We start from the raw sequence: 26,501 nt of genomic DNA, 5'->3' as shown, positions 1-26,501 counted from the left end.
GGGGCCCCTGGGGCGGGGGGGGGGGGGCCCCCCGGCGCGCGGCGGGCCCCCCCCCCCCCCCCACGGCGCGTACGGAGAGCACGTCCGCGGCGGTCATCACGCCGCGGACGTCACTCCGGGGCGTCCGCCGGACACCCCGGAGTCTCTCAGCGGATCGGGCGGTGGACGTTGTCCCGTTCGGCCGGGCCGGGGGTCGCGTCCGCGATCCAGGGGCCGTCTCCGCTCGGGTCGATGATGCCCTGTTCCAGCCAGGTGTACGTACCGGACAGGACGCCCTCCACCACCTTGCAGTCGAGGTCGTCGGTGTTGGACCACAGACGCGTGAAGAGTTCCTCGACGCGGAGGCGGGACTGCCGGCAGAAGGCGTCGGCCAGCTGGTACGCCTCGCGGCCGTACCCCTCGGACGTACGCAACAGCTCCGCGCGTACGCACGCCGCGCTCATCGCGAACAGCTCCGCACCGATGTCGACGATCCTGCCGAGGAAGCCCTGCTTGGTCTCCATCCGGCCCTGCCAGCGGGACATGGCGTAGAAGGTGGAGCGGGCCAGCTTGCGGGCCGAGCGTTCGACGTAGCGCAGGTGCCCGGAGAGGTCCGGATAGCCGGACGGGTGGAACTCGCCGTAGGTGCCGGGGAGTTGGCCCCGTCCGGTGACCAGCTTCGGGAGCCAGCGGGCGTAGAACCCGGCGGCATTCGCGCCCGCCTTCGCCTTTGCCGACAGCGGTTTGTCGGGGTCGATGATGTCCCCGGCCACGGCGAGATGGGCGTCGACGGCCTCGCGGGCGATCAGCAGATGCATGATCTCCGTCGAGCCCTCGAAGATGCGGTTGATGCGCAGGTCACGCAGGATCTGCTCGGCGGGGACCGCCCGTTCGCCGCGGGCGGCCAGCGATTCCGCGGTCTCGTAGCCTCGTCCGCCGCGGATCTGGACCAGTTCGTCGGCCATCAGCCAGGCCATCTCCGAGCCGTACAGCTTGGCCAGCGCGGCCTCGATACGGATGTCGTTGCGGTCCTCGTCGGCCATCTGGGAGGAGAGGTCGAGCACCGCTTCCAGGGCGAAGGTGGTCGCCGCGATGAAGGAGATCTTGGCGCCGACGGCCTCGTGCCTGGCGACCGGCTTGCCCCACTGCTCGCGGGCCGCCGACCATTCGCGGGCGATTTTCAGACACCACTTGCCGGCGCCGACGCACATCGCGGGCAGCGAGAGGCGACCGGTGTTGAGGGTGGTGAGGGCGATCTTGAGGCCGGCGCCCTCGGGGCCGATGCGGTTTGCGGCGGGGACGCGCACCTGGTGGAAGCGGGTGACGCCGTTCTCGAGGCCGCGCAGGCCCATGAAGGCGTTGCGGTGCTCGACCGTGATGCCCTCGCTCGCGGCCTCGACGACGAACGCGGTGATGCCGCCCTTGTGGCCCTCCGACTTGGGGACGCGGGCCATGACCACGAGGAGGTCGGCGACGACGCCGTTCGTCGTCCAGAGCTTGACACCGTCGAGGACGTACGAGTCGCCGTCCGGGACGGCCATGGTGGCCAGGCGCGCCGGGTCGGACCCGACGTCCGGCTCGGTGAGCAGGAAGGCGGAGATGTCGGTACGGGCGAGGCGCGGCAGGAAGACGTCCTTCTGCTCCTGCGTGCCGAAAAGTTTCAGCGGCTGCGGTACGCCGATCGACTGATGCGCGGAGAGCAGCGCGCCGATCGACGGGTTCGCCGAGCCGACCAGGGCCAGCGCCTTGTTGTAGTACACCTGGGTGAGGCCGAGGCCGCCGTACTTCGTGTCGATCTTCATGCCGAGCGCGCCGAGCTCCTTGAGCCCGTTGATCACCTCGTCGGGGATCCGCGCCTCCCGTTCGATACGGGCGCCGTCGATCTGCGTCTCGCAGAAGTCGCGCAGCTTCGCCAGGAATTCCTCGCCACGCTGGGCGTCCTCCTCGGCGGGCAGCGGATGCGGATGGATGAGGTCGAGGCGGAAGCGGCCCAGGAACAGTTCCTTGGCGAAGCTGGGCCTGCGCCAGTCCTGTTCGCGCGCGGCTTCGGCGACCTGTCGTGCTTCGCGCTCACTGACCTTCGGAGCTTGGGTCTTGTCGAGTGGTGCGGACATGAGGCTCACCTCGCCGCGAGTCGGGGATTTCCGGGGGCATGGGCCGGGGCGCACATCGCCGTACCGACCGGTGCTACCCGTCCGTAGTACCCGATTCCCGCCCTCTCCACCAGTGCGCGCACAACGTCGTCGCCCTAACACAGAAAAACGGCCGGAGCCCCCGCACAGTGGGCTCCGGCCGTTGTTCTCGGCGTACTGCGGGCGTTACAGGGCCAGCCCGGTGAGGACCAGGACCCGCTCGTACGTGTAGTCGTCCATCGCGTACCGCACGCCCTCGCGGCCGACGCCGGACTGCTTGGCACCGCCGTACGGCATCTGGTCCGCGCGGTACGAGGGCACATCGCCGATGATCACGCCGCCGACCTCAAGGGCACGGTGGGCGCGGAAGGCGGTCTGCACATCGTGCGTGAACACGCCTGCCTGCAGGCCGTACTTGGAGTCGTTGACGGCGGCGAAGGCCTCCGCCTCGCCGTCGACCTTCTTCACCGTGAGGACCGGTCCGAAGACCTCCTCGCAGGCGAGGGTGGTGTCCGCCGGGACGTCGGCGAGCACGGTGGGCGCGTACGAGGCACCGTCGCGCTTGCCGCCCGCGAGCAGCTTGGAGCCCGCCTGTACGGCCTCCTCGACCCACGACTCGACGCGCTTGGCCGCGTCCTCGCTGACCAGCGGGCCGACGTCGGTGGCGGAGTCGGACGGGTCGCCGGTGACCTGGGTCTCGACGGCCGCGACGATCTTCGGCAGCAGGCGCTCGTACACCGTGGCGTCGGCGATCACGCGCTGTACGGAGATGCAGGACTGGCCGCCCTGGTAGTTGGAGAAGGTGGCGATACGGGTCGCCGCCCAGTCCAGATCCTGCTCGGATGCGAAGTCGCCGAGGACGACGGCCGCGCCGTTGCCGCCGAGCTCCAGGGTGCAGTGCTTGCGCGGCACCGAGTCCATGATCGCGTAACCGACCTTGTCGGAGCCGGTGAAGGAGATGACCGGCAGACGCTCGTCCTGGACGAGGGCGGGCATCCGGTCGTTCGGAACCGGGAGCACGGACCAGGAGCCCGCGGGGAGCTCGGTCTCGGCCAGCAGCTCACCGAGGATCAGGCCGGACAGCGGCGTCGCCGGTGCGGGCTTGAGGATGATCGGCGCACCGACCGCGATCGCCGGGGCGATCTTGTGGGCGCAGAGGTTCAGCGGGAAGTTGAACGGCGCGATGCCAAGGACTGCGCCCTTGGGGAAGCGGCGGGTCAGCGCGAGCCGGCCGACGCCGCCGGCGTCGGTGTCGAGGCGCTGTGCCTCGCCGCCGTTGAAGCGGCGGGCCTCTTCGGCGGCGAAGCGGAAGACGGAGACGGCGCGGCCGACCTCGCCGCGGGCCCACTTGACGGGCTTGCCGTTCTCGGCGGAGATCAGCTGGGCGATCTCCTCGGTGCGCTCGACGAGCCGGCGCGACACATGGTCGAGCGCTGCGGCGCGTACGTGTGCCGGGGTCGCGGCGAACTCGTCGCGCACGGCGTGCGCGGCGGCGACGGCTTCCTCGATCTGGGCATCGGTCGGGACGGCGACCTGACCGACGAGGCGTCCGTCCCAGGGGGAGGTGACATCGAAGGTGGCCTCGCCGGTGGCCTGGCGGCCGGCGAGCCAGAAGGCGTGGGTGGAGGTCATGTCCCGGCCCTTCCGAGGTAGTGGGGTGTCTGCGCCCCACGGTAGGGGTGGGAGGACGGTCTGGCGTTTGTCCGGGGTGGAGTGGTGGGCGCGGCGGGTCCGCCCATTTGGCGTGCGTGGGCGCAGGGCTGTCCCCCGCCCCGCGCCCTCCCGCGGCCGGGGCTCCGCCCGGGAGCGGGCCTCTCGAACGCAAGGCGAGGCCGAATTCGGCCGGGTTGTCTCAGCGGCGGCGTTCCGTCGACACGATCAGGCAGACCCCCGCCACCACCACCGCGCCGCCGACGGCGATCGGCCAGCTCAGCTGTTCGTTCAGGATCAGCGCGCCGAGGAGGACGGCGACGACCGGGTTGACGTAGGCGTAGGTCGCGACCAGGGACAGCGGCGCGGAGTGCAGCAGCCAGGCGTACGCCGTGAACGCGACCAGCGAGCCGAAGACGACGAGATAGCCGAGGGCGGTCCAGGAACGGGCGGAGACCTCGCCGAGCGCGAAGCCGTGCTGCTCGCCCCGGCCGAGGCCCACCAGCAGACAGCCGATGCCGCCCGCGACCATCTCGTACGCGCTGGCCGCGAAGGGGTTCTTCGGCATCGGGATCTTCGAGGAGGAGAAGGAGCCCACGGACCACATGACGGTCGCCACGATCACGGTGAGCACGCCCCACAGGCGTACGTCGCCGCTGAGGCCGGGCAGCGTCAGCACGGCGAGGCCCGCGAGGCCGAGCAGGACGCCCAGGTACGCGCCGAGGCCGGGCCGCTCTCCGGAGGCCCTGCGCAGGACGACCACCCAGGCGGGCACGACGGCGATCAGCAGAGCCGCTAGACCTGAGGGCACCGAGGTCTCGGCCAGCACGACGAGGCCGTTGCCGCCGAGCAGGAGCAGCAGACCGACCATGGCGGCCGAGGCGAACTGGGCGCGAGTGACCCTGAGTGCCGAGGTCCCCTGCCGCCAGGCCACGAGCCCGGCGAGGAGCAGGCCCGCCACGATGAAACGGGCCCCGGCGGAGAGAAAGGGCGGCATGGTCTCCACGACGATGCGGATGCCGAGATAGGTGGAGCCCCAGACGACGTACACGATGGCGAGCGCGCCCCAGACCGCTCCGGATATCCGGCGTTCGGGCGGGGACGCCGGGGCGGTGGGGACGACGGAGGCGCCGGCCTCGGGAGTGCTGGAGTTGATGGCCACGAGGCAGGACCTTAGGCACTCCAGCCGTCAATCACCAATAAATTTGCCCGGCTTCGGGCACAGAAACGGAAAATCCCCGGGCCGACTCCACTACTCCGACGAAGCCGCCGTTGTCGTCTTCAGCGCCAGCCACAGCTCCATCCGGACGTCCGGATCGTCGAGCGAGCGGCCCAGGATCTCCTCGACCCTGCGCATCCGGTAACGGAGCGTATGGCGGTGTACGCCGAGGTCCGCGGCGGCGGCGTCCCACTGGCCGTGCCGCGAGAGCCAGGCGCGCAGCGAGGCCACGAGGTCCCCGCGGCCGGTCGCATCGTGTTCGTAGAGCGCGCGCAGCATCCCGTCCGCGAAGGCGCGTACGGCATCGTCGGCCAGCAGCGGGAGGATCGAGCCTGCCGCCAGCTCCTCCTGCTCGACCAGGGCCCGACCGCGCCGCCGGGCGACCGAGAGCGCCTGCTCGGCCTGTTTGTAGGCGCCCGCCGCCGCTATGGGTCCGGTCGGCGCCGAGAGCCCGACGATGACCTCGGTGTCCTCGGCCTCCTTCTCGGCGTATGCGGAGGTGCAGGCCGCGACGACCGCGCCGCCGTCCGCGGCCAGCACCACCAGCCGGTGGTCGACGTCCGGTACGACGAGCACCGCCTCGCCGGCCCGCGCCGCCGCCGACTCCAACGACTCGGCGAACGCCTGGAGCGGATGCTCGGCCGCGGGGTCGGGCTCTCCGGCGGGTTCGGCGATCAGCAGCCGGAAGGGCGCGTCGAGCAGGCCGCCGTACAGATCGCCGGCGACCGCACGGGCGTGGTCCTGCTGGCCGGAGAGCAGCATCCGCAGCACGGCCGCGCCGAGCCGCTGTTCCGCCGCCTGGAGCGCGCGTGAGCGCTCCGTGGAGAGGGTCAGCAGGGCGACGGCGGAATGCACGGCATACCGCTCGGCCGTGCCCAGCGGAGCGCCCGTACCGACGGCCAGCGCGCCGCGCACCCGTCGTCCGGTGCCGAGCGACTGCAGCTCCACGCGATCCTCCGTGTCGCCGACGACGGCGCTCGCGGGCGCGGACCGCTCGCGCAGCCGCTTCACGTCGCCGGTGAGCCTGGCGGCCCGGCGCGCGGACCATTCGGGCGCGGCGGCGACCACCGCGCCCGAGGCGTCGTACAGCGCCGCCCAGCCGTCGATGTGCGCGGCGAGACGGGCGACGACCGCGTCGGGGCCCTCTGCGAGTGCGGCGCGCGTCAGCTCCCGCTGCACCTCGAAACCGGCCGTCACCGCCCGGTACTGGTCGGCCGCCATCGCCGCGGAGACCGCCTTGCTGATCGCGAGGAAGGGGGTGCGGCGGGGTACGGCGAGGAGCGGGAACCCCTCCTCCTTCGCCGCCTCGACGAGCGCCTCCGGGATGTCGTCGTAGTACACGCCGACCGCGAAACCGAGTCCGACGACGCCCGCGCCCACCAGCCTGCGCACATAGCGGCGCATCGCCTCACGGTCCTCGGCGTCCAGCGTCATCGCCGTGACGAGCAGCAGCTCGCCGCCCTCCATGTACGGCACGGGGTCGGCGAGCTCACTGACATGCGCCCAGCGCACGGGCGTCTCGAGCCGGTCCTCCCCGGCACGCACGGTGAGTTTGAGCGCCGAGTGCTGGACGAGCGAGGCGAGCGTGGGCGGCATGGGGACCGTAGGCCCTTCGAGCAGAGGTGCAGAGGCAGAAGCGCGGAGAATTTCGCCGTCCCGTATGAACGTCGTACACCGATTCTGCCAGGAAGTAGCAGTTCTGGGATCCGCTCAGGTCCGCAGATCCACCAGCAGGGGCGGCGCGTGTTCGCCCCGTACGGTCGTCAGGGAGAGCACCGCGTGCCCGGCGGGCACGGCGTGCGCGAGGTCGGACGCCGACCAGCGGGCGCGCTCGACCTCCCGCACCGTGATCGCCTCGGCGGTGGCCGCCTTGCCGGTGACCAGGCGGCGCATCATGTGCAGCGCCTTGGTGAAGGGCTCGTCGGAGATGATCTGCCGGTTGGTGACGTCCCGGGTCTGCACCCATTCCGTGCCCCAGGTCTCGGCGAACCGGCCGCCGTCCCAGGGTGCGAGGCCGGCGAACGCCATCCGGCAGCCGACCGCGCCGAGCAGCGGGCCGCGGAGCGTCTCCGGCACGTCCTCCAGGGTGCGCAGCGTCAGCACCACCCCGGCGTTGGCGGAGCGCAGCCGCTGGAGCGAGCGCACCGAGTCGGCGGTCACGGTGTACGTCGCGTCGTCCAGCACGAGACAGGCGAACAGCGACCGGTCCGAGCGGCTGAGCGCGGCCTCGGTGAACTGGGCGAGGACCAGGCGCGCGACGATCCGTGAGGCCTCGGCGTGGCCGCGCTCGGGCAGGTCGACACGGACCCGCAGCGGATGCTCGATGGCGCGCAGCGAGAACCGCCGGCCGCCGCCGTCCGTACGGAAGAAGTGCGCGAAGGCGGGCCGGTCCAGAAAGGCGATCCGCTCGGCAAGCAGTACGCCGATGTCGTCGGCGCGGGCCGACTGCCGCTCGCGGGCGTCCAGTTCACGCAGCTGGGCGGCGGCACCGGGGTCGGTCGCGGCCTCCAGGGCGGTGCGCAGCGCGCCGACGGCGGCGGGTGCGCCGCCGAGCAGTTCGCGCAGCTCCGGTACGGCGGGGAAGTGGCCGTGGACGCACTGGTACGGGCCGATGAGCTGAGCCAGCGCGGTGGCGGCGCGCCTGCTGTCGCCACCGGGAAGGGTGGCGGCGAGATCGCCGACGAGCGCCTCGGCGAGCATCCTTGCGGCCTCGTCCGGCTCGTCGGCGCCGCCGTAGAGGTCGAGGTCGTGAGTGGAGTCGGGGCGGCCGACGGTGATGACGAGGTCGAAGGAATCGTCCGGGGCGACACCGGTGCCGTGGGCCGTGACCGCGACGACGGCGGCGCGGTTGGCCAGCGCGAGAAGGCACATCGACTCGACGACGGGTCGCACCAGGCGCACGCTCTTGCCGGATCCGGAGGGTCCGACGGCGAGCAGTGAGGTGCCGAGCAGTGCGGGCTCCAGAGCGACGCCGGTGGTGCGGCGCGCGTACGGGTTGCGGTCGTCGTCGACGGCGGTGCCGATCTTGACCTGCGCGGTGGCGAGATCGTGGGTGGCGGTGCGGAGCGGCAGGTCGCGTACGCCTGAGGGGTGGGCGCAGGCGCCCGGGCCGTGCTCGCGCACCGCGTCGGTGAAAGCGGCGAGCCGCTCGGGCCTGGCGTGCACGCCCTGCCAGGCGCGCCGGATTCTGGCGTAGTCGACATCGCCCAGCGCACCGGCGCGGGTGGCTTCGGCGAGGCTCTTGGCCGCATCGGCGAGGCCCGCGGTGCGTAGGTCTGGCCAGTCGGCAGGGTCGGCCTCGGGCCTGGGCGGCGGGAGGGTGACGGGCTTGTCGGCGCGGCGCACGTACCGGTTCCAGATCTCCGGTACATGGCCGATGCGGGCGAAGAACACCAGCAGGCCGCCGCCGACGATCGCGTAGTAGACGTAGCTGGCGGTGGCCCAGGTGGGCGGGTCGGAGCGCCAGGAGTCCGGGGTCATGACGAGGAGGGGCCAGATCCAGTAGCGGCCGAGGTAGCCGTTCCACAGGAGGGACCACAGCAGCCAGCCGCTGAGGAGTGCGATGACGGCACCGGCGAAGAGACGGCGGGCGGGGACGAGCTCGGGCTCCTCCTCGGGGCGGGCGCGGTGGCCGAGGCGCCAGATGCCGGGGTCGGCGGCCGGGCGGGGGGTGCGCAGCCAGTCGACGACGGCGGGGCGGGTGGTGGGAGCGTGGCCGGGCAGCGCTGGGATCCCGGGCGCCGCGGCGGGCGGCACGGACGGTGGCGGCCCGGCGGGACGTGGCACCGGACCGGACCGTGCGCCACGTGCGTCGAAAGTGCCTTCGGAATCCATGAACTGCTGCCCCCTGACCAGCCAGGCCCGCCTGTGCACCGGCCAATCTAGTGCCCTGCCCAAGGGAGTTCACCGATCCGGGTGGTGTCGCGGTGGCGGGACCCGGCGGGTACGGGTGATCGAGCCCGGGGTGTCCTTGTCCGTACGGGACAACCGCTTGTCGTCAACACTCCCGAACGGAGCATGCCCGGCCCACTGTCCCGCACCTAGCCTGCGGAGAAAGAGAAGTTGCGTCCGGAACACCCCCAGGAGCCCCTCATGACCGCAATCCCGCAGGAGCGCCGCGTCGTCACCGCCATCCCCGGCCCGAAGTCGATCGAGCTGCAGGCCCGCCGTGCCGCCGCGGTCGCCGGTGGTGTGGGGTCCGTGCTGCCCGTCTTCACCGCCCGCGCCGGCGGCGGTGTCATCGAGGACGTGGACGGGAACCGCCTGATCGACTTCGGTTCCGGCATCGCCGTGACCTCCGTCGGCGCCTCCGCCGAGGCCGTCGTACGCCGCGCCTCCGCGCAGCTCGCCAACTTCACCCACACCTGTTTCATGGTCACGCCCTACGAGGGTTACGTCGCGGTCGCCGAGGCCCTTGCCGAGCTGACGCCGGGTGACCACGCGAAGAAGTCGGCGCTGTTCAACTCCGGCGCCGAGGCCGTCGAGAACGCCGTCAAGATCGCGCGTGCCTACACCAAGCGCCAGGCGGTCGTGGTGTTCGACCACGGCTACCACGGCCGCACCAACCTCACGATGGCGCTGACCGCCAAGAACATGCCGTACAAGCAGGGCTTCGGTCCCTTCGCGCCCGAGGTGTACCGCGTCCCCGTCGCGTACGGCTACCGCTGGCCCACCGGTGCGGAGAACGCCGGTGCCGAGGCGTCCGCGCAGGCCATCGACATGATCAACAAGCAGGTCGGCGCGGAGAACGTCGCCGCGATCATCATTGAGCCGGTCCTCGGCGAGGGTGGCTTCATCGAGCCGGCCAAGGGCTTCCTGCCCGCCATCTCGCAGTTCGCCAAGGACAACGGGATCGTGTTCGTGGCGGACGAGATCCAGTCCGGCTTCTGCCGGACCGGCCAGTGGTTCGCCTGTGAGGACGAGGGCATCGTCCCGGACCTGATCACCACCGCCAAGGGCATCGCGGGCGGTCTGCCGCTCGCCGCCGTGACGGGTCGCGCCGAGATCATGGACGCCCCGCACGCGGGCGGCCTCGGCGGGACGTACGGCGGTAACCCGGTGGCCTGCGCCGGTGCGCTCGGCGCCATCGAGACGATGAAGGAGCTCGACCTCAACGGCAAGGCCAAGCGCATCGAGGAGGTCATGAAGGTCCGCCTCACCGCGATGGCCGAGAAGTACGACATCATCGGCGACATCCGGGGCCGCGGCGCGATGATCGCGATCGAGCTGGTCAAGGACCGCGCCTCCAAGGAGCCGAACCCGGCCGTGACCGCGGCGCTCGCCAAGGCCTGCCACGCCGAGGGTCTGCTGGTGCTCACCTGCGGTACGTACGGCAATGTGCTGCGCTTCCTGCCCCCGCTGGTGATCGGCGAGGACCTGCTCAACGAGGGTCTGGACATCATCGAGCAGGCCTTCGCGGGCGTCTGACCCAGGGAACGGCCGGGCCTTGTGAAGACTCTGTGGGGGGCCGATGGCGGGATGGAGATCCGCCTGTCGGTCCCCCGGCCCCTGCCGTACGGTTTTCGCAGATGAGAGAAACACCCCGCTCGCAGGGGACTGCGGGCGACTTCAGGGCAGAGCCTCCCCAGTCTCGCCCTGGTCGTGCCATCGCGCACACCACTGGAGCTTCCGGCTCCGGAACTCCTCACCGATCGGATGGCCGCTCGTCCCAGACCCCCCGGGACGCGCGGCAAACCGGTCCAGTCGGCCGCCTCGGAACCACCCCCCCTGTTCCGAGGCGGCCGACTTCTCCTTTTGTGGCCCCGTCGGTTCTTCTGGCGTTGTGTGCCGTTCTCTTCGCCGTGATCACCTGGCAGGTGGCTGCCGATGGTCCGCTGCGGTCCCTCGACGAGCGGGTGGAACTGCGGATCGTCGGCCAGGCGCCCGGCACTCTGACCGATCCGCTCGCCGACCTGGGCGAGGTGGGGGTCGCGCTCCCCGTTCTGGCCGCCGCCGTCGCGTACGCCCTGTGGCGCGGCCGGCGCTTGGCGGTGCTGTACACCGTCCTCGCCATGGTCATGGTCCCCGCGCTCGTCTCGCCGCTGAAGGCGGTGATCGACCGTCGGGGTCCGCTCACCGAGGCGGGCGGCTTCTACCCGTCCGGTCATACGGCGACCGCGATGGTGGCCTACTGCGGCGCCGCGCTGCTCCTCACCCCGTATCTGAAGCGCCGATGGGCGATGCCCGCCGCCCTGGTGCTCACACTGGCGACGGGCATCGGACTCGTCCTGCGCGGCTATCACTGGCCGCTGGACGTCGTCGGCAGCTGGTGCCTCTGCGGGATGCTGCTGCTCCCGTTCAGCCTCCGAAATACGCGTCGAAGTTCTTCGAGAACTCCCACTGGTTGAAGCGGTCCCAGTTGATCGACCAGGTCATCAGGCCGCGCAGCGCCGGCCAGGTGCCGTGGGTCTGGTACGAGCCGCAGTTGGTCTTCTTGGTGAGGCAGTCCAGCGCCTTGTTCACCTCGGCGGGCGCGGTGTGGCCGTTGCCCGCCTGGGTGGAGGCGGGCAGGCCGATGGCCACCTGGTCCGGGCGCAGGGCGGGGAAGACCCTGGTGGTGTCGCCGGCGACCGGGAAGCCGGTCAGCAGCATGTCGGTCATGGCGATGTGGAAGTCCGCGCCGCCCATGGAGTGGTACTGGTTGTCCAGGCCCATGATCGAGCCCGAGTTGTAGTCCTGGACATGCAGCAGGGTGAGGTCGTCGCGCAGCGCGTGAATGACCGGGAGGTACGCGCCGGCGCGCGGGTCCTGGCCGCCCCAGGGGCCCGAGCCGTAGTACTGGTAGCCGAGCTGCACGAAGAATGTCTCCGGGGCCATCGTGAGGACGAACTTCGAGCCGTACTTGGCCTTCAGGGTCTTGACCGCCGAGATCAGATTGACGATCACGGGCGAGGTCGGCGAGCGGAAGTCCGTGTCGCCGGTGTTCAGGGAGAGGGAGTGGCCCTCGAAGTCGATGTCCAGGCCGTCGAGCCCGTACTCGTCGATGATCTTCGAGACGGAGGAGACGAAGGTGTCACGGGCGGCCGTGGTGGAGAGCTGTACCTGGCCGTTCTGGCCGCCGATCGAGATCAGGACCTTCTTGCCCGCGGCCTGCTTGGCCTTGACGGCCGCCTTGAAGTCGGCGGCGGACTCGACGTTCGGGCATTCGGCGGCCGGGCAGAGACTGAAGCGGATATCGCCCGAGGTGACCGAAGTCGGCTCGCCGAACGCCAGGTTGATGACATCCCAGGAGTCGGGCACATCGGCCATGCGGGTGTAGCCGGAGCCGTTGGCGAAGCCGGCGTGCAGATAGCCGACAAGGGCATGGGCGGGGAGTTCGCCGCCACTTCCGCCGCCACCCGCCGTGGTGGTCGCGGTGACCGCCGACGACTTCGCGGACTCGCCTGCCTCGTTGGCCGCGGAGACCTGGAAGGTGTACGCGGTGGAGGGGGCGAGACCGGTGACGGTGGCCGAGGTCCCGCTGACACCAAGGACCTTGGCGCCGTCGCGGTAGACGTTGTACGAGGTGGCGCGCGAGGATGCGGACCAGGTCAGCGGCACGGAGGTGGAGCCGGGGGCGCCGGCGGACAGGCCGGTGGGGGCGGCAGGCATCTGGACCGGGTCGCCGCCCGGACCGAGCAGCGAGAGATCGTCGGCGTAGTAGGCGGGGGTGCCGTACCAGCCGTGGGTGTAGATCGTGACCGAGGTGGTCGACGCGCCCGTGCGGAACGTGGTCGTCAGCCGCTGCCAGCCGGGCGCCGAGGAGGTCCAGGTGGAGACGTCGGTGGTGCCGGTGCCGGAGGCGCCGAGGTAGACGTAACTGCCCTGGACCCAGCCGCTGAGCGTGTAGTCGGAGTTCGGCTTGACGGTGACCGTCTGGCTGCACTTGGCGTTGTCATTGCCCGCGGGGGTGGCCTTGAGCGCGGAACTTCCGCTGTGGGCCGGTGAGTTGACGACCACACCGCTGCCCGCCGTACAGCTCCAGCCGGTGAGGCCGGTCTCGAAGCCGCCGTTGCGGGCGAGTTCGGCGTCGGCCGCTCCGGCGGACGTTGCCGTGGCGACAAGTCCGCCGAGGACGAGGGCGGCCGCCGAAAGGGCGGCCATGAGTCTGGTGCGGTCCACAACTGCCTCCGGGCATGGGGGAAATGGAGGGGGGAGCGCGCCACAACTTGGTCCAGACCAATGCGCTTGTCAAGACCTCTGGCGCCGCTCCGGCCCTCACCCGCCGCCGTCACACGCGATCCCGGTGGCCGTCACGCGCGACCCCGGCCCCGCGCATCGCGCATCACGCATGGCCGCTCCGGCTCCGGAGGCGAAGGATCGCCCGCCCCCGTCCCGGGCCCTAGCTGTCGAAGCCGAGGCCGAGCTTGTCCATCACCCGAAGCCACATATTGCGGCGGCCCCCGTTGGCATCCGCCCTGGCCAGCGCCCATTTGGTGAGTCCGATGCCGGCCCAGGCCACGGGCTCGGGCGGGAACGGCAGCGGCTTGCTGCGCACCATCTGCAGCTGGGTGCGCTCGGTCCGCTCGCCGGAGAGGAGGTCGAGCATGACATCCCCGCCGAAGCGGGTGGCTCCGACGCCTAGTCCGGTGTACCCGGCGGCATAGGCGACCTTGCCCCCGTGCGCCGTGCCGAAGAATGCGGAGAAGCGTGAGCAGGTGTCGATCGCGCCGCCCCAGGCATGGCTGAAGCGCAGCCCCTCCAGCTGCGGGAAGCAGCGGAAGAAGTGTTCGGCGAGCTTGAGATAGGTCGCCGGCCGGTGGTCCATTTCGGCGCTGACCCTGCCGCCGTACGGATAGATCGCGTCGTAGCCGCCCCACAGAATGCGGTGGTCGGCGGTGATCCGGAAGTAGTGGAACTGGTTCGCGCTGTCGCCGAGTCCCTGCCGCCGCTTCCAGCCGATCGCGTCGAGCTGTTCCGCGCTGAGCGGTTCGGTCATCAACGCGTAGTCGTAGACCGGGACGGTGTACGGGCGCACCCGCTTGACCAGCGACGGGAAGACGTTCGTACCGAGGGCGACACGGCGGGCGAAGACCCGGCCGTACGGGGTGCGGACCGCCATGCCGGCGCCGGACGCGGTGAGGTCCAGGCCGCGGGTGTTCTCGTAGACACGTACGCCGAGGTCCATGCAGGCCTGCTTCAGGCCCCAGGCGAGCTTCGCGGGGTGCAGCATGGCGACGCCGCGACGGTCCCAGAGCCCGCCGAGGAAGGTCGGGGAGTTCACCTCGGCGCGCAGCGCGCCCTGGTCGAGGAGTTCGAGGCCGGTGAAGCCCAGCCCGGCCGCCTGCTCGTACATCTCCTGGAGCTCTTCGAGCTGGTGCGGCTCGGTCGCGACGTCGATCTCACCGGTGCGCTCGAAGTCGCAGTCGATGCCGTAGCCGGCAACCGCTGCCTCGATGGCGTCGAGATTGCGGTTGCCGAGCTCCTCGAGCTCGGCCAGCTCACCGGGCCAGCGGGCGAGTCCGTTGCCGAGGCCGTGGGTGAGGGAGGCGGCGCAGAAGCCGCCGTTGCGGCCCGAGGCGGCCCAGCCCACCTCGCGCCCCTCGATCAGTACGACATCCCGCCCGGGGTCCCGCTCCTTGGCCAGCAGCGCGGTCCACAGTCCGCTGTAGCCGCCGCCGACGACGAGGAGATCGCAGTGCTCGTCGCCGGTGAGGGCGGGGAGTGCTCCCGGCTTTGCGGGGTGGTCCAGCCAGAACGGGACGGGCTGGGCGTCGGAGAGTGATGAGGCAAAGGTCATGGCAGCTGGGGCCATGGTTTCCACTCCTTCAGGGGCTACTTGGGCAGTGCGCTGTTCTTCCGCCGGCCGCTGATGAACTGGCCGGCGACCACGATCAGTACGGCGATGACGAACATGGCCGTGCCGATGACGTTGATCTGGACGGGGGTACCGCGCTGGGCCGAGCCCCACACGAACATGGGGAAGGTGACGGTGTTGCCCGAGTTGAAGTTGGTGATGATGAAGTCGTCGAACGAGAGCGCGAACGCGAGCATCGCACCGGCGGCGATGCCGGGAGCGGCGATCGGCAGCGTGACCCGTACGAATGTCTGCACAGGTCCGGCGTAGAGGTCGCGGGCCGCCTCTTCGAGCCGTGGGTCCATCGACAGCACACGCGCCTTGACCGCCACCACCACAAAACTCAGGCAGAACATGGTGTGCGCAATGAGGATGGTCCAGAAGCCCAGCTCCGCGCCCAGGTTGAGGAAGAGCGTGAGCAGTGAGGCGGCCATGACCACCTCGGGCATCGCCATCGGAAGGAAGATCAGTGAGTTGATCGCGCCACGCGCCCTGAAGCGGTAGCGGACCAGCGCGAAGGCGATCATCGAGCCGAGGACGGTGGAACCGATCGTCGCCCAGAGGGCGATCTGGAGGGAGAGCGAGAGCGAGCCGCACATGTCGGCGACGCCGCACGGGTCCTTCCAGGCGTCGGTGGAGAACTCCTGCCAGGCGTAGTTGAAGCGGCCGGCCGGCTTGTTGAACGAGAACACCATCACGACGATGTTCGGAAGGATCATGTACGCGAGCGTGAGCAGTCCCGCGATGACCACGAGGTGGTGTCGTATCCAGCGCATCAGACGAGATCCTCCGTCCCGGCCCGGCGGATGTAGACGGTGACCATGATCAGCACGACCGCCATGAGAATGAAGGACAGCGCGGCCGCGGTCGGATAGTCGAGCACCCTCAGGAACTGCGACTGGATGACGTTGCCGACCATCTTGGTGTCCGTGGAGCCGAGCAGTTCGGCGTTGACGTAGTCGCCGCTGGCCGGGATGAAGGTCAGCAGCGTTCCGGAGACGACGCCCGGCATGGACAGCGGGAAGGTCACCTTGCGGAAGGTGGTGGACCCCTTCGCGTACAGGTCTCCCGCCGCCTCGTGGAGCCGCGGGTCGATCCGCTCCAGCGAGGTGTACAGCGGCAGGATCATGAACGGCAGGAAGTTGTAGGTGAGACCGCAGACCACCGCGAGCGGGGTGGCGAGCAGCCGGTTCCCCTCGGTCATGCCGAGCCAGCTGGTGACGTCGAGGAAGCCGACGCTGTCCAGGACGTTCACCACCGGTCCGCCGTCCGCGAGGATCGTCTTCCAGGCGAGCGTACGGATCAGGAAACTGGTGAAGAACGGCGCGATGACCAGGACCAGCAGCAGATTGCGCCAGCGGCCCGCCTTGAACGCGATCAGATACGCGAGCGGGTAGCCGAGCAGCAGACACAGGATCGTGGCCGTGCCGGCGTACAGCACCGAGCGCAGGAACTGCGGGTAGTACTCGGTGAGCGCGTCCCAATAGGTCTGGAAGTGCCAGGTGACCTTGAAGCCCTCTTCCAGCGAGCCCGTCTGTACGGAGGTCGAGGCCTGGTAGACCATCGGCAGCGCGAAGAAGACGACCAGCCACAGAATGCCGGGCAGCAGCAGCCAGTAGGGGATCAGCTTCCGGCGCGCGGGCTGTTTGTGGACGACCGGCTCGGAGGCGGGCGCGGCGGGCGGTGCCTCGGTGACGGTCATGGCGTCTCCTCCACCGTCTCCACACCGGCGTCGATGTCCTGGGCCGCGTCGAGACCGAAGGTGTGCTCGGGGTTCCAGTGCAGGACGACCTCGGCACCGGGGACCAGGCGCGGGTCCCGCTCGATGTTCTGTACGTACACCTCGAGCTCCGGACAGACCGGGCTGTCGATGACGAACTGCGTGGAGACGCCGATGAAGCTGGAGTCGGCGATCTTCCCGGTGAACCGGTTGCGGCCGTCGGCTATCGTGCCCGCGTCGTCCGCGTGCGCCAGCGAGATCTTCTCCGGGCGCACGCCGACCAGCAGCTTTCCGCCGGTCCGGGGCTGGGTGGCACAGCGTTCGGAGGGCAGCCGCAGCTTGGCACCCACGGCCGTGACAACGACTTCGCCGCCGCTGTTCTGGGCGACCTCGGCCTCGATGAGGTTGGAGGTGCCCAGGAAGTTGGCGACAAAGGTGGTCTGCGGGTTCTCGTAGAGCTCCGCAGGTGCGCCGAGCTGTTCGACCCGTCCGCCGTTCATCACCGCGATGGTGTCGGCCATGGTCATGGCCTCTTCCTGGTCGTGGGTGACATGGACGAACGTGATGCCGACCTCGGTCTGGATGCGCTTGAGCTCCAGCTGCATCTGGCGGCGCAGCTTCAGGTCGAGGGCGCCGAGCGGCTCGTCGAGGAGCAGCACCTGCGGGTGGTTGATGAGCGCGCGGGCGACCGCAACACGCTGTTGCTGGCCACCGGAGAGCTGGTGCGGCTTGCGCTTGGCGAAGTCACCCAGCTCAACGAGGTCGAGCATGTCGCCGACCTGCTTCTTCACCGACTTGACGCCGCGGCGACGCAGCCCGAAGGCGACGTTCTCGTAGATGTCGAGGTGCGGGAAGAGCGCGTACGACTGGAAGACGGTGTTGACCGGGCGCTTGTACGGCGGCAGGTCGGTGACGTCCTTGCCGCCGAGGAAGACGCTCCCGGTGCTCGGGTCCTCCAGTCCGGCGATCATCCGCAGAGTGGTGGTCTTCCCGCAGCCGGAGGCGCCGAGCAGAGCGAAGAAGGAGCCCTGCGGGACGGTCAGGTCCAGCGGGTGGACGGCCGTGAAGGAGCCATAGGTCTTGCTGATCCCGGAGAGGCGGACGTCGCCGCCTTCTGTCTTTTCGGTCATGGGTCGCGGTCCCGGTGTGTCGAAGGGAACAGGGGAGGTCAGGCGCCGATGAGCTTGGCGAACTTCTCTTCGTACGCCGTCTCTTCCTTGGAGGAGAGCGAGCGGAAGGAGTGGGACTTGGCCGCCATGGCCGCGTCCGGGATGATCAGCGGATTCTTGGCCAGCTCCGGGTCGATCTTCGCGAGCTCCGGGCCGACGCCGGCGACCGGGGTCACATAGTTGATGTACGCGGCGAGCTGGGCCGCGACAGGCAGTTCGTAGTAGTAGTCGATCAGCCGGGTGGCGTTCTTCTGGTGCCGGGCATGCGCTGGGACCAGCAGATTGTCGGTGGCCGTCATATAGCCGGCGGCCGGAATCGCGAACTTGATGTCCGGGTTGTCGACCTGGAGCTGGATCAGGTCACCGGCCCAGGCGACACAGGCGGCGATATCGCCCTTGTCGAGGTCCGAGGTGTAGTCGTTACCGGTGAAGCGGCGGATCTGCTTCTTGTCGACGCCCTTCTGGAGCCGGTTGATAGCGGCGTCGTAGTCGGCGTCGTTGACCTTGGCGGGATCCTTGCCCATGTCGAGCAGGGTGAGGCCGACCGTGTCGCGCATCTCGGTGAGGAAGCTGACCCGGCCCTTGAGGGTGGGGTCGTCCAGCAGCTGGGTGACGGAGTCGACCTTGCGGCCGCCGGTCGCCTTGACGTTGTAGGCGATGACAGCCGGAATTCCGGTCCAGGGGTAGGAGTAGGCGCGCCCCGGGTCCCAGTCCGGGCTGCGGAACTGGGGCGAGAGGTTGGCGTACGCGTGCGGGAGGAGCGACGCGTCGAGCTTCTGCACCCAGCCGAGCCGGATCATCCGGGCGGCAAGCCAGTCGGTCACATTGATCAGGTCGCGGCCGGTGTCCTGTCCCGCGGCGAGCTGGGGCTGGATCTTGCCGAAGAACTCGACGTTGTCGTTGATGTCCTCGGTGTACTTGACCTTGATCCCGGTGCGCTTGGTGAACTGCGCCAGAGTGGGACGGCTCTTCTCGTCCTCGCTGATGTCGATGTACTCGGTCCAGTTGGAGAAGTTGATCAGCTTCTCCTGGTCCGAGTGGTCGTCCGAGGTGGCGGCTCCGGGCTCCCGCTTGGCGGGCGGGATCCCACAGCCGCTCAATATGCCGGCGCCGCCGACCGCAAGCGCGCCGACGCCCGACGCGCGAAGCAGCGAACGACGGGAGAGTGCGCCTCGCCCGTTCGCCAAGCTTCGCCGCATGGCGGCCAGTTGGGCCGCGGAGAGGCGGTCGGGCTCGTTGTGCTCCATGCGCTGTGCCCTTTCGGGATGGTGGCCGCTCGTCGGACGGCCGTGCGGCGGTGCCGCAAACGGATGGTGAGCTATCGGTCCCCGAAGATCGTGCGGTGCCAGTCCTTCCTGACCACCGCCGTGTTGTCGTACATCACATGCTTGACCTGCGTGTACTCCTCGAAGGAATACGCCGACATGTCCTTCCCGAAGCCGGAGGCCTTGTAGCCGCCGTGCGGCATCTCGCTGATGATCGGGATGTGGTCGTTGACCCAGACGCAGCCCGCCTTGATCTCGCGGGTGGCGCGGTTCGCGCGGAAGACGTCGCGGCTCCAGGCGGAGGCGGCGAGGCCGTAGGGGGTGTCGTTGGCCAGCGCGATGCCTTCGTCGTCGGAGTCGAAGGGCAGCACGACCAGGACCGGGCCGAAGATCTCGGACTGGACGATCTCGCTGTCCTGGGCGGCGCCCGCGACGAGCGTGGGGCGGTAGTACGCGCCGCTCTTCAGTTCGCCCTGGGGCGCTTCGCCGCCGGTGACGACGGTGGCGTACGAGCGCGCCCGGTCGACGAAGCCGGCGACCCGGTCTCGCTGGAGGTGCGAGACGAGCGGGCCGAGGTCGGTCGACGGGTCGAAGGGGTCGCCGAGGCGGACGGTCGCCATCAGATCGGCGACTCCGGCGACGAAGGCGTCGTACAGGGGCCGCTGGACGTAGGCGCGGGTGGCGGCCGTGCAGTCCTGGCCGGAGTTGATGAGCGAGCCGGCGACCGCTCCGTTGACCGCGGCCTCGAGGTCGGCGTCGTCGAAGACGACGAAGGGAGCCTTGCCGCCCAGTTCGAGGTGGAGGCGCTTGACGGTGGCGGTGGCGATCTCGGCGACGCGCCTGCCGACCGGGGTGGAGCCGGTGAAGGAGGTCATGACGACGTCCGGGTGGCCCACCAGGTGTTCGCCCGCTTCCCGTCCCGCGCCGTTGACGACATTGACGACGCCGTCGGGAATCCCGGCCTCCTTCGCCGCCTCGGCGAACATCAGGGAGGTGAGCGGGGTGATCTCGGCGGGCTTCAGCACAATGGTGTTGCCCGCCGCGATGGCCGGCAGGACCTTCCAGGCGGCCATCTGGAGCGGGTAGTTCCAGGGCGCGATGGAGCCGACGACGCCGATCGCTTCGCGGCGTACGTACGAGGTGTGGTCACCGCTGTACTCGCCCGCGGACTGCCCTTGGAGATGGCGGGCGGCGCCGGCGAAGAAGGCGGTGTTGTCGATGGTGCCGGGCACGTCGAACTCGGTGCTGAGCCTGATGGGCTTGCCGCACTGCAGCGACTCGGCGTGCGCGAAATCGTCCGCCTGGCCGGCGAGCACGGACGCGAAGCGGTGCAGGGCGTCGGAGCGCTCGCCCGGGGTGGCGCCGGCCCAGGCGGGGAAGGCCGCTCCGGCGGCGGCCACGGCCGCATCGACATCGGCGGCCCCTGCCAGCTCGTAGCTGTGGACCGGCTCTCCGGTCGCCGGGTTCACGATGTCCTGCGTATGTCCTGAGGTGCCGGGCCGCAGCCGCCCGCCGATGAACTGTGCGCCGTCCGCGTAGCGGTCCTGCACCTGGAAGCGGTCGTCCATAAAACTCACTCCGTCGTTCCAGCTTCAGTTGACTGCCGATCCTGGCAGAGGGTGACCCACCCAACAAGTGATTCCGTTGTTGCCTTTTGGTTACGCGACGGAATCGGTCGACCATGTGTCGCGTCGACCCTCCTATCCCCGTACGGAGTGTCAGTGGTGGCTGCCAGACTCGCGTGCATGGGGACGGATGAGCTGTTCAAGCGGATCAGCGACGGGGACAGAATCAAGTATCTGCAGTTCTGGGGGCATGCGCCGCGCCGCGACGGAAGCATCGGCGCGAGCTGTCTCAGCCAGTGGTGGCCGTCACTCTTCGTGGTCGAAGGCGTTCGGTACGCCACCGCCGAGCACTGGATGATGGCGTCCAAGGCGCGGCTCTTCGGCGACGCGGACGCGGAGCAGCGGGCGCTGGAGGCGCGCACGCCTGCGGAGGCGAAGAGGGCCGGACGGCTGGTGCGCGGTTTCGACGACGCGATATGGAAGCGCGAGCGGTTCGCCATCGTGCGCTCGGGCAGTGTGCACAAGTTCGGTCAGGACGCCGAGCTGCGCGACTTTCTGCTGGCCACAGGCGACCGGGTACTCGTCGAGGCCAGCCCGGTTGACCGGATCTGGGGCATCGGGCTGGCCGCGGACGACGAACGGGCGCAGGATCCCGCGCGCTGGCGCGGGCTCAATCTGCTGGGGTTCGCGCTGATGGAGGCGCGCGAGGAGTTGCGGGCGGGCGCGGGCGCGGCTAGCGCCTGACGCCGTCGATCGCCGGCAGCGCGTTGTCGATCACCAGGGAGTTGGAGTAGTCGTCGTAGACGTCTTCCTTGTCCCGGTCGTTCTTGATGGCCTCGGTGAGCCCCCAGGCCAGCAGGCCGATGACGATGAGGCCGATGACGATCCCGATGGAGCCGAGGATGATGCCGGCCAGGGCCATGCCGGCGTTGGTGGCTTCGCCGCGCTGGGCCCGCTTCCTGCCGAGGATGCCGAAGATCAGGGCGAGCACACCCAGCACCACCCCGACCACGCCGTAGAGGCAGAACAGACAGACGGAGAGGATGCCGAGCACCATCGCGGCGATGCCCATGCCGTTCGCCGGGCCGCTCTGCCAGGCGTTCTGGCCGTAGGCCTGGTATCCGGGATAGCCGGGGTAGCCGCCGTACGGATCACCGACACCCGGGGTGGGCTGCGGGATGCTCGGAGCGGCGGGATAGCCGTAGGGGCCCGCGGCGGGCTGGGCCGGTCCGCCCGGCGCTATCGGGGGCGGCGGCACCGCGCCTGCCTCGGCAGCGGGTGTGACGCCGGGCATCGAGGTGACCGTCGGCTGGTTGTGCAGCGGCGGGGCCGACGGATTCGCGGTGGCGGCGGGCTTTTCCAGCGGCACGGGGTTCTGTGCCGGGCTGCTCTCCGGCGGAGCCCACGGGTCACGGTCGCGCGGCTCGGGCGCACCGGGCGGCTGGGCCTGGTTGTCAGACATGTTCTCCCCCATCGTGATTCGCCGTCATGCTACGGCCTTCGCACAGTCCTCGAACGGGCGGCCTACGATGATCCCTGACCCGAGCGGCCCATTGCACACGGAGGACCCCGATGACCGATCTGCACCCCTTCATCGCGGGGCTTCCCAAGGCGGAACTGCACGTTCACCATGTCGGCTCGGCCTCGCCGCGCATCGTCGCCGAGCTGGCGGCCCGCCACCCGGACTCCAAAGTCCCCACCGATCCCGAGGCACTCGCCGACTACTTCACCTTCACCGACTTCGCGCACTTCATCGAGGTCTATCTCTCGGTGGTGGATCTGATCCGCACCCCTGAGGACGTACGGCTGCTCACCTTCGAGATCGCCCGGGACATGGCCCGGCAGAACATCCGCTACGCCGAGCTGACCATCACGCCGTTCAGTTCGACCCGTCGCGGCATCGACGAGAAGGCCTTCATGGTGGCGATCGAGGACGCCCGCAAGGCGGCCGAGGCCGAGCTCGGTGTCCTGCTGCGCTGGTGTTTCGACATTCCCGGCGAGGCCGGACTCGAGGCCGCGGAGGAGACGGCCCGCCTCGCGGTGGATCTGCGCCCCGAGGGCCTGGTCTCCTTCGGTCTGGGCGGCCCCGAGATCGGCGTGGAGCGGCCGCAGTTCAAGCCGTACTTCGACCGGGCCATCGCCGCCGGCCTGCACTCCGTGCCGCACGCCGGTGAGACGACCGGCCCGCAGACCATCTGGGACGCGCTGAACGAGCTGGGCGCCGAGCGCATCGGCCACGGCACCAGCGCCACGCAGGATCCGGCGCTGCTGGCGTACCTCGCCGAGCACCGGATTCCGCTGGAGGTCTGCCCCACCTCGAACATCGCGACCCGCGCCGTCGCCGACCTCGACCAGCACCCGATCAAGGAGATGGTCGCGGCCGGTGTGCTGGTGACGATCAACAGCGACGACCCGCCGATGTTCGGCTGTGACCTCAACAGCGAATACGGGGTCGCCGCACGGCTGCTGGAGCTGGACGAGCGCGGCCTCGCCGGCCTCGCCAAGAACGCCGTGGAGGCGTCCTTCCTCGACGAAGCCGGCAAGGCCCGGATCCTCGCGGAGATCGACTCGTACACCGCCGCCTGGCTCGCCCGCTGACCGGCACCGACAATGGCCCCATGCGCGCTGTCCGTGTGGTGGGCCATCGCGGTGATCCCTACCGCGTCCGTGAGAACACCCTCCCCTCGCTCCGCTCGGCCATCGAGCGGGGCGCGGACGCGGTGGAGATCGATGCACGCCTCACCCGTGACGGCGTGCCCGTGCTGCTGCACGACGACTCGCTGAAGCGCCTGTGGGGGCACGACCGGCCGCTCGCCGGTCTCACGGCGAAGGAACTGCACGAGCTGACCGACGGCGGAGTGCCGACCCTGCGCGAGGCGCTGCTCGCGGTCGGCGACGACCACCTCGTGATGATCGACCTGCCCGGGGCCTCAAAGGAGTCGGTACGGACGGTGGTCTCCACCGTCCACGAATGCGGGGCGGACGAGCGGGTGTACTACTGCGCGGGCCCCACCACCATGCTCGCGGTCCGCGCCGCCGATCCGTCGGCCGAGATCGCGATGACCTGGACGACGCCGGCCCCGCCGCGCCCGGCGCTGCTCGAGACCGTGAGACCGCGCTGGCTCAACTACCGTTTCGGCCTGATCGGCGAGGAGTTGACGGACCGTCTCCACCGGGACGGGATGCTGGTCTCCGCCTGGACGGCCGACACCCGCCGCACGATGCGCCGCCTCGTCCGGTACGGCGTGGACTCGATCACCACCAATCGCGTGGACGCGCTGCACCGCGTACTCTCCCCACGGCTCAACTCCCCCGCCGGCAAAGGACCTTGATCCGTCCGGCATGATGGACCCCCCGCAGCCGGCCGAGGAGCGACACGTGACCGACAGGATCCGCACCGACGTAGCGCACAATGCCAGAGTCTGGAACCACTGGCTGGGCGGCAAGGACAACTACGCGGTCGACCGCGCGGTCGGCGACCAGGTCACCGGGATGTACCCGAGCATCGGCGAGGTGGCACGCGCGGACCGCGCGTTCCTCGGCCGCGCCGTGCGCCACCTGGCCGGCGAGGCGGGCATACGGCAGTTCCTGGACATCGGCACCGGCCTGCCCACGGTCGAGAACACCCATGAGGTGGCGCAGCAGATCGCCCCCGACGCGCGGATCGTCTACGTCGACAACGATCCGATCGTGTTGGCGCACGCGCGCGCTCTGCTCACCAGTTCCCCGGAGGGCGCGACCGAGTACATCGACGCGGACGCCCACCACCCCGACCGGATCCTCCGCGCCGTCGAGCCGATGCTGGATCTGGGACAGCCGGTGGCAGTGATGATGCTGGGCATCCTGAACTTCGTACTGGACACCGGCAAGGCCCGGTCGATCGTGCGGCAGCTGATGGACGCCGTACCGTCCGGCAGCCATCTGGTGCTCACCCATCCGACACTGGAGCTGGGCGGCGAGGGCAATGCCGCGGCGATGCGGTTCTGGAACGAGAACGCCACGCCGCCGATCACGGCCCGCAGCCGCGCGGAGTTCGCCTCGTTCCTCGACGGTCTGGAGGTCCTTGAGCCGGGCATCGTGTCGTGCGCCCGCTGGCGCCACGATCCGGAGACCGAGGACGAGATGCCTCAGGTGGCGCAGTTCGGCGCGGTGGGCCGCAAGCCGTAGAACCGGAGGTTGAACCGCAGGCGTATGCGCCGCAAGAGGGCTCTTCGCTCGCCCATATCCGCACGGTACGCCCGGGTCTACGCGCCCTTTACCGGCCCCGGGTGACGCTGCGGGCGATCGCGTGCGAGACGATCGTGGCGCCCGCGGCCAGCGCCAGACCGGCCGCCGCGTCGCGCGCCCGCGCGGGCCTGAGCACACCCGCGCGCCGCAGCCGGCCACGCGCCCAGAGCGTGAACGGCACCACGATCAGCGGCGAGGTCGCCGAGCCCGGCGTGCAGCCGCGTACCGCAGCGGCCTGGGCGAGATGGACAAGGCCGTGCAGCCCGAAACCGTTCAGGGCTCCCTGGTAGAAGGCGGACCGGCCCTGGGAGCGCCGGCCCGAGACCGCGGCCGAGGCGACAATCGCGCCCATCACCCCGACGGCGACGGCGAATTCGCGCTCGTCGACGGTCTCCATGGCACGCCATATGCGCTCGGGAACGCCCGGGAAGCGTTTGCGCAGTACGGGCACGTTCTCCCGTATCCAGCGCGGACCGGCCGCCAGCTCTTCGGCGTCGTGCAGCAGCCAGGCGGCGAACAGACCGTACGTCACCGCGGAGTTCACGTGATCATCGTTCATGATCACGAGTCTGCTACAGCCCGACGATCGCATTCCACCGCTTCGCGAAGAGCGGGCGCTCCTCGGAAGTAATTTCGCGCGCGATCGCGAGACGCTTGCGCATCGCGTCGTCCGGAAAGATCAGAGAGTCCTCTGCGAGCGCGGCCGTCTCCTCGTCCTTCGACGAGGCCAGTACGTCGCGGGCGGCCGGCACCGGGCAGACGTAGTTGACCCAGGCCGCGAGCTCCGCCGCGACCTCCGGCTCGTAGTAGTGGTCGACGAGTGCCTCGGCGTTGCGCTTGTGCCGGGCGAGGTTGGGGATCATCAGACTCTCCGCCCACAGCTCCGCGCCCTCCTGCGGCACCACGAACTCGATGTCCGGGTTGTCCGCCTGGAGCTGGATGACATCGCCGGAGTACGCCTGACAGGCCAGTACGTCACCGGTGGAGAGGTCCTTGATGTAGTCGTTGCCGGTGAAGCGCCTGATGTGTTTCCGCTTCACCAGCTTCTCCACCTGCTCACAGAGCTCGTGGAAGTCGTCCGCGCTCCAGCGGGTGATGTCCACGCCGTTGCCCTGCATCAGCAGGGCGAAGGATTCGTCGAGCCCGGAGAGGAGCGTGACCCGGCCGCTCAGATCGGCCGCCCACAGATCACTGGTGTGCCTGATCTCGCGGCCGAGCTTCTTGCGGTTGTACGCAATGCCGGTGATCCCCGACTGCCAGGGGACGCTGTGCAGCCTGCCCTCGTCGAAGGCCGGCGAACGCAGCTGCGGATCGAGGTACTTGGCGACATTGGGCTGCTTTTTCCGGTCCATCTCCTGCACCCAGCCGAGCCGTACGAACCGGGCCGCCATCCAGTCGCTGACGACGATCAGGTCCCGGCCGGTCTCCTGGTGGTTCATCAGCGCGGGGCTGACCTTGCCGAAGAACTCGTCGTTGTCGTTGATCTCCTCCGTGTAACGGACCGAGATCCCGGTGCGCTCGGTGAAGGAGTCGAGGGTGGGCCGCTTGGAGGTGTCCTCGTCGTCGGTGTCGATGTAGAGCGGCCAGTTGGCGAAGTCGACGCTCCTGTCGCGCTGCGAGACATCGCGCCGGGCGCGGTCCCCGGGCTGTACGTACGCCGCGGGCACCCCGCAGCCGGTGAGTGCGGCGCCGGCGGCGAGGCCGAGCAGCAGGGACCGCCTTGACATGGGGTTCATCCGGTTCGCGGGCACGTTCGCAGCATGCCGGGCGGTATGTGGCCGCGGCAATGGACGCTGCGTC

At 70.0% G+C, this 26,501-nt stretch carries 21 protein-coding genes; 6 read left to right on the top strand and 15 right to left on the bottom strand.

Going from position 1 to position 26,501, the window contains the following annotated elements; genetic code table 11:
* Positions 1–146: 146 nt before the first annotated feature.
* From ACWDZ6_RS22945 to ACWDZ6_RS22925, 5 genes are all read right to left on the bottom strand, one after another.
* Positions 147–2,093 carry an acyl-CoA dehydrogenase family protein gene (locus ACWDZ6_RS22945; protein WP_451504313.1) on the bottom strand — a complete coding sequence of 649 codons (1,947 nt, stop codon included), beginning with the start codon at positions 2,091–2,093 and terminating at the stop codon, positions 147–149.
* A 204-nt stretch (positions 2,094–2,297) separates the two neighbouring features.
* On the bottom strand, positions 2,298–3,743 hold the full coding sequence (locus ACWDZ6_RS22940) for an aldehyde dehydrogenase family protein (RefSeq protein WP_451504312.1): 1,446 nt from the start codon (positions 3,741–3,743) through the stop codon (positions 2,298–2,300).
* Positions 3,744–3,963: 220 nt separating this feature from the next.
* Positions 3,964–4,917: an EamA family transporter gene (locus ACWDZ6_RS22935; RefSeq protein WP_451504317.1), complete on the bottom strand. Its 954-nt coding sequence runs from the start codon at positions 4,915–4,917 to the stop codon at positions 3,964–3,966.
* Between the two features lie 96 nt (positions 4,918–5,013).
* Positions 5,014–6,576, bottom strand: a complete 1,563-nt coding sequence (locus ACWDZ6_RS22930) for a PucR family transcriptional regulator (protein WP_451504311.1) — start codon at positions 6,574–6,576, stop codon at positions 5,014–5,016.
* A gap of 114 nt (positions 6,577–6,690) precedes the next feature.
* Positions 6,691–8,814, bottom strand: a complete 2,124-nt coding sequence (locus ACWDZ6_RS22925; RefSeq protein ID WP_451504310.1) for an ATP-binding protein — start codon at positions 8,812–8,814, stop codon at positions 6,691–6,693.
* Positions 8,815–9,072: 258 nt separating this feature from the next.
* Between ACWDZ6_RS22925 and gabT the strand changes: the two genes are divergently transcribed.
* Both gabT and ACWDZ6_RS22915 read left to right on the top strand, forming a co-directional pair.
* Positions 9,073–10,407 carry a 4-aminobutyrate--2-oxoglutarate transaminase gene (gene gabT / locus ACWDZ6_RS22920; RefSeq protein ID WP_451504309.1) on the top strand — a complete coding sequence of 445 codons (1,335 nt, stop codon included), beginning with the start codon at positions 9,073–9,075 and terminating at the stop codon, positions 10,405–10,407.
* A gap of 374 nt (positions 10,408–10,781) precedes the next feature.
* On the top strand, positions 10,782–11,327 hold the full coding sequence (locus tag ACWDZ6_RS22915) for a phosphatase PAP2 family protein (RefSeq protein ID WP_451504308.1): 546 nt from the start codon (positions 10,782–10,784) through the stop codon (positions 11,325–11,327).
* On the opposite strand, the gene ACWDZ6_RS22910 is transcribed toward ACWDZ6_RS22915, so the two are convergent.
* The 7 genes from ACWDZ6_RS22910 to ACWDZ6_RS22880 form a co-directional block, all read right to left on the bottom strand.
* Positions 11,278–13,062, bottom strand: coding sequence for a chitinase (locus ACWDZ6_RS22910; protein ID WP_451504316.1), 1,785 nt, complete (start codon positions 13,060–13,062; stop codon positions 11,278–11,280). The genes ACWDZ6_RS22915 and ACWDZ6_RS22910 overlap by 50 nt on opposite strands.
* Positions 13,063–13,300: 238 nt before the next feature.
* Positions 13,301–14,713: an NAD(P)/FAD-dependent oxidoreductase gene (locus tag ACWDZ6_RS22905; RefSeq protein ID WP_451504307.1), complete on the bottom strand. Its 1,413-nt coding sequence runs from the start codon at positions 14,711–14,713 to the stop codon at positions 13,301–13,303.
* Between the two features lie 20 nt (positions 14,714–14,733).
* Positions 14,734–15,531, bottom strand: coding sequence for an ABC transporter permease (locus ACWDZ6_RS22900; protein ID WP_351455421.1), 798 nt, complete (start codon positions 15,529–15,531; stop codon positions 14,734–14,736).
* Positions 15,531–16,457: an ABC transporter permease gene (locus tag ACWDZ6_RS22895; protein ID WP_326652934.1), complete on the bottom strand. Its 927-nt coding sequence runs from the start codon at positions 16,455–16,457 to the stop codon at positions 15,531–15,533. Before ACWDZ6_RS22895 ends, ACWDZ6_RS22900 begins: the two co-directional genes overlap by 1 nt.
* Positions 16,454–17,605, bottom strand: coding sequence for an ABC transporter ATP-binding protein (locus ACWDZ6_RS22890; RefSeq protein ID WP_451504306.1), 1,152 nt, complete (start codon positions 17,603–17,605; stop codon positions 16,454–16,456). The genes ACWDZ6_RS22895 and ACWDZ6_RS22890 overlap by 4 nt, the downstream gene beginning before the upstream one ends.
* 38 nt (positions 17,606–17,643) lie before the next feature.
* The gene (locus tag ACWDZ6_RS22885) at positions 17,644–18,891 is read right to left on the bottom strand and encodes an ABC transporter substrate-binding protein (RefSeq protein WP_326652932.1); all 1,248 of its coding nucleotides are present in this window, start codon (positions 18,889–18,891) and stop codon (positions 17,644–17,646) included.
* A 71-nt stretch (positions 18,892–18,962) separates the two neighbouring features.
* Positions 18,963–20,477, bottom strand: a complete 1,515-nt coding sequence (locus ACWDZ6_RS22880) for a gamma-aminobutyraldehyde dehydrogenase (RefSeq protein ID WP_326652931.1) — start codon at positions 20,475–20,477, stop codon at positions 18,963–18,965.
* Between the two features lie 177 nt (positions 20,478–20,654).
* Between ACWDZ6_RS22880 and ACWDZ6_RS22875 the strand changes: the two genes are divergently transcribed.
* Positions 20,655–21,218, top strand: a complete 564-nt coding sequence (locus ACWDZ6_RS22875) for an NADAR family protein (protein WP_451504305.1) — start codon at positions 20,655–20,657, stop codon at positions 21,216–21,218.
* On the opposite strand, the gene ACWDZ6_RS22870 is transcribed toward ACWDZ6_RS22875, so the two are convergent.
* Complete coding sequence (locus tag ACWDZ6_RS22870) at positions 21,208–21,936, bottom strand: DUF4190 domain-containing protein (RefSeq protein ID WP_451504304.1); 729 nt, start codon at positions 21,934–21,936, stop codon at positions 21,208–21,210. The genes ACWDZ6_RS22875 and ACWDZ6_RS22870 overlap by 11 nt on opposite strands.
* Before the next feature lie 110 nt (positions 21,937–22,046).
* Between ACWDZ6_RS22870 and ACWDZ6_RS22865 the strand changes: the two genes are divergently transcribed.
* Genes ACWDZ6_RS22865 through ACWDZ6_RS22855 form a run of 3 tightly spaced genes read left to right on the top strand, consistent with a single transcriptional unit; the run spans position 22,047 to position 24,641 of the window.
* Positions 22,047–23,072, top strand: coding sequence for an adenosine deaminase (locus ACWDZ6_RS22865; RefSeq protein WP_451504303.1), 1,026 nt, complete (start codon positions 22,047–22,049; stop codon positions 23,070–23,072).
* A gap of 20 nt (positions 23,073–23,092) precedes the next feature.
* Complete coding sequence (locus tag ACWDZ6_RS22860; protein ID WP_451504302.1) at positions 23,093–23,806, top strand: glycerophosphodiester phosphodiesterase; 714 nt, start codon at positions 23,093–23,095, stop codon at positions 23,804–23,806.
* 13 nt (positions 23,807–23,819) lie between these two features.
* Entirely contained in the window at positions 23,820–24,641 is an 822-nt protein-coding gene (locus tag ACWDZ6_RS22855; protein ID WP_451504315.1) for an SAM-dependent methyltransferase, read from the top strand.
* 88 nt (positions 24,642–24,729) lie between these two features.
* Here the strand turns inward: ACWDZ6_RS22855 and ACWDZ6_RS22850 are convergent, their stop codons facing one another.
* Together ACWDZ6_RS22850 and ACWDZ6_RS22845 are read right to left on the bottom strand one after the other, a co-directional pair.
* Positions 24,730–25,260, bottom strand: a complete 531-nt coding sequence (locus ACWDZ6_RS22850; protein WP_451504301.1) for an HXXEE domain-containing protein — start codon at positions 25,258–25,260, stop codon at positions 24,730–24,732.
* 13 nt (positions 25,261–25,273) lie between these two features.
* Positions 25,274–26,428 carry a polyamine ABC transporter substrate-binding protein gene (locus tag ACWDZ6_RS22845; RefSeq protein WP_451504300.1) on the bottom strand — a complete coding sequence of 385 codons (1,155 nt, stop codon included), beginning with the start codon at positions 26,426–26,428 and terminating at the stop codon, positions 25,274–25,276.
* Between the last annotated feature and the right edge of the window lie 73 nt (positions 26,429–26,501).

This window comes from Streptomyces sp. NPDC002926 (genome assembly GCF_053591755.1).
This window is presented reverse-complemented; position numbering and strand designations above follow the sequence as displayed.

Coding starts and splice junctions, on each gene's coding strand:
- ACWDZ6_RS22945 (WP_451504313.1), bottom strand. CDS start 2,093: ATGTCCGCACCACTCGACAAGACCCAAGCTCCGAAGGTCAGTGAGCGC.
- ACWDZ6_RS22940 (WP_451504312.1), bottom strand. CDS start 3,743: ATGACCTCCACCCACGCCTTCTGGCTCGCCGGCCGCCAGGCCACCGGC.
- ACWDZ6_RS22930 (WP_451504311.1), bottom strand. CDS start 6,576: ATGCCGCCCACGCTCGCCTCGCTCGTCCAGCACTCGGCGCTCAAACTC.
- ACWDZ6_RS22925 (WP_451504310.1), bottom strand. CDS start 8,814: ATGGATTCCGAAGGCACTTTCGACGCACGTGGCGCACGGTCCGGTCCG.
- gabT (WP_451504309.1), top strand. CDS start 9,073: ATGACCGCAATCCCGCAGGAGCGCCGCGTCGTCACCGCCATCCCCGGC.
- ACWDZ6_RS22910 (WP_451504316.1), bottom strand. CDS start 13,062: ATGGCCGCCCTTTCGGCGGCCGCCCTCGTCCTCGGCGGACTTGTCGCC.
- ACWDZ6_RS22905 (WP_451504307.1), bottom strand. CDS start 14,713: ATGGCCCCAGCTGCCATGACCTTTGCCTCATCACTCTCCGACGCCCAG.
- ACWDZ6_RS22900 (WP_351455421.1), bottom strand. CDS start 15,531: ATGCGCTGGATACGACACCACCTCGTGGTCATCGCGGGACTGCTCACG.
- ACWDZ6_RS22895 (WP_326652934.1), bottom strand. CDS start 16,457: ATGACCGTCACCGAGGCACCGCCCGCCGCGCCCGCCTCCGAGCCGGTC.
- ACWDZ6_RS22890 (WP_451504306.1), bottom strand. CDS start 17,605: ATGACCGAAAAGACAGAAGGCGGCGACGTCCGCCTCTCCGGGATCAGC.
- ACWDZ6_RS22885 (WP_326652932.1), bottom strand. CDS start 18,891: ATGGAGCACAACGAGCCCGACCGCCTCTCCGCGGCCCAACTGGCCGCC.
- ACWDZ6_RS22880 (WP_326652931.1), bottom strand. CDS start 20,477: ATGGACGACCGCTTCCAGGTGCAGGACCGCTACGCGGACGGCGCACAG.
- ACWDZ6_RS22875 (WP_451504305.1), top strand. CDS start 20,655: ATGGGGACGGATGAGCTGTTCAAGCGGATCAGCGACGGGGACAGAATC.
- ACWDZ6_RS22870 (WP_451504304.1), bottom strand. CDS start 21,936: ATGTCTGACAACCAGGCCCAGCCGCCCGGTGCGCCCGAGCCGCGCGAC.
- ACWDZ6_RS22865 (WP_451504303.1), top strand. CDS start 22,047: ATGACCGATCTGCACCCCTTCATCGCGGGGCTTCCCAAGGCGGAACTG.
- ACWDZ6_RS22860 (WP_451504302.1), top strand. CDS start 23,093: ATGCGCGCTGTCCGTGTGGTGGGCCATCGCGGTGATCCCTACCGCGTC.
- ACWDZ6_RS22855 (WP_451504315.1), top strand. CDS start 23,820: ATGGACCCCCCGCAGCCGGCCGAGGAGCGACACGTGACCGACAGGATC.
- ACWDZ6_RS22850 (WP_451504301.1), bottom strand. CDS start 25,260: ATGAACGATGATCACGTGAACTCCGCGGTGACGTACGGTCTGTTCGCC.
- ACWDZ6_RS22845 (WP_451504300.1), bottom strand. CDS start 26,428: ATGTCAAGGCGGTCCCTGCTGCTCGGCCTCGCCGCCGGCGCCGCACTC.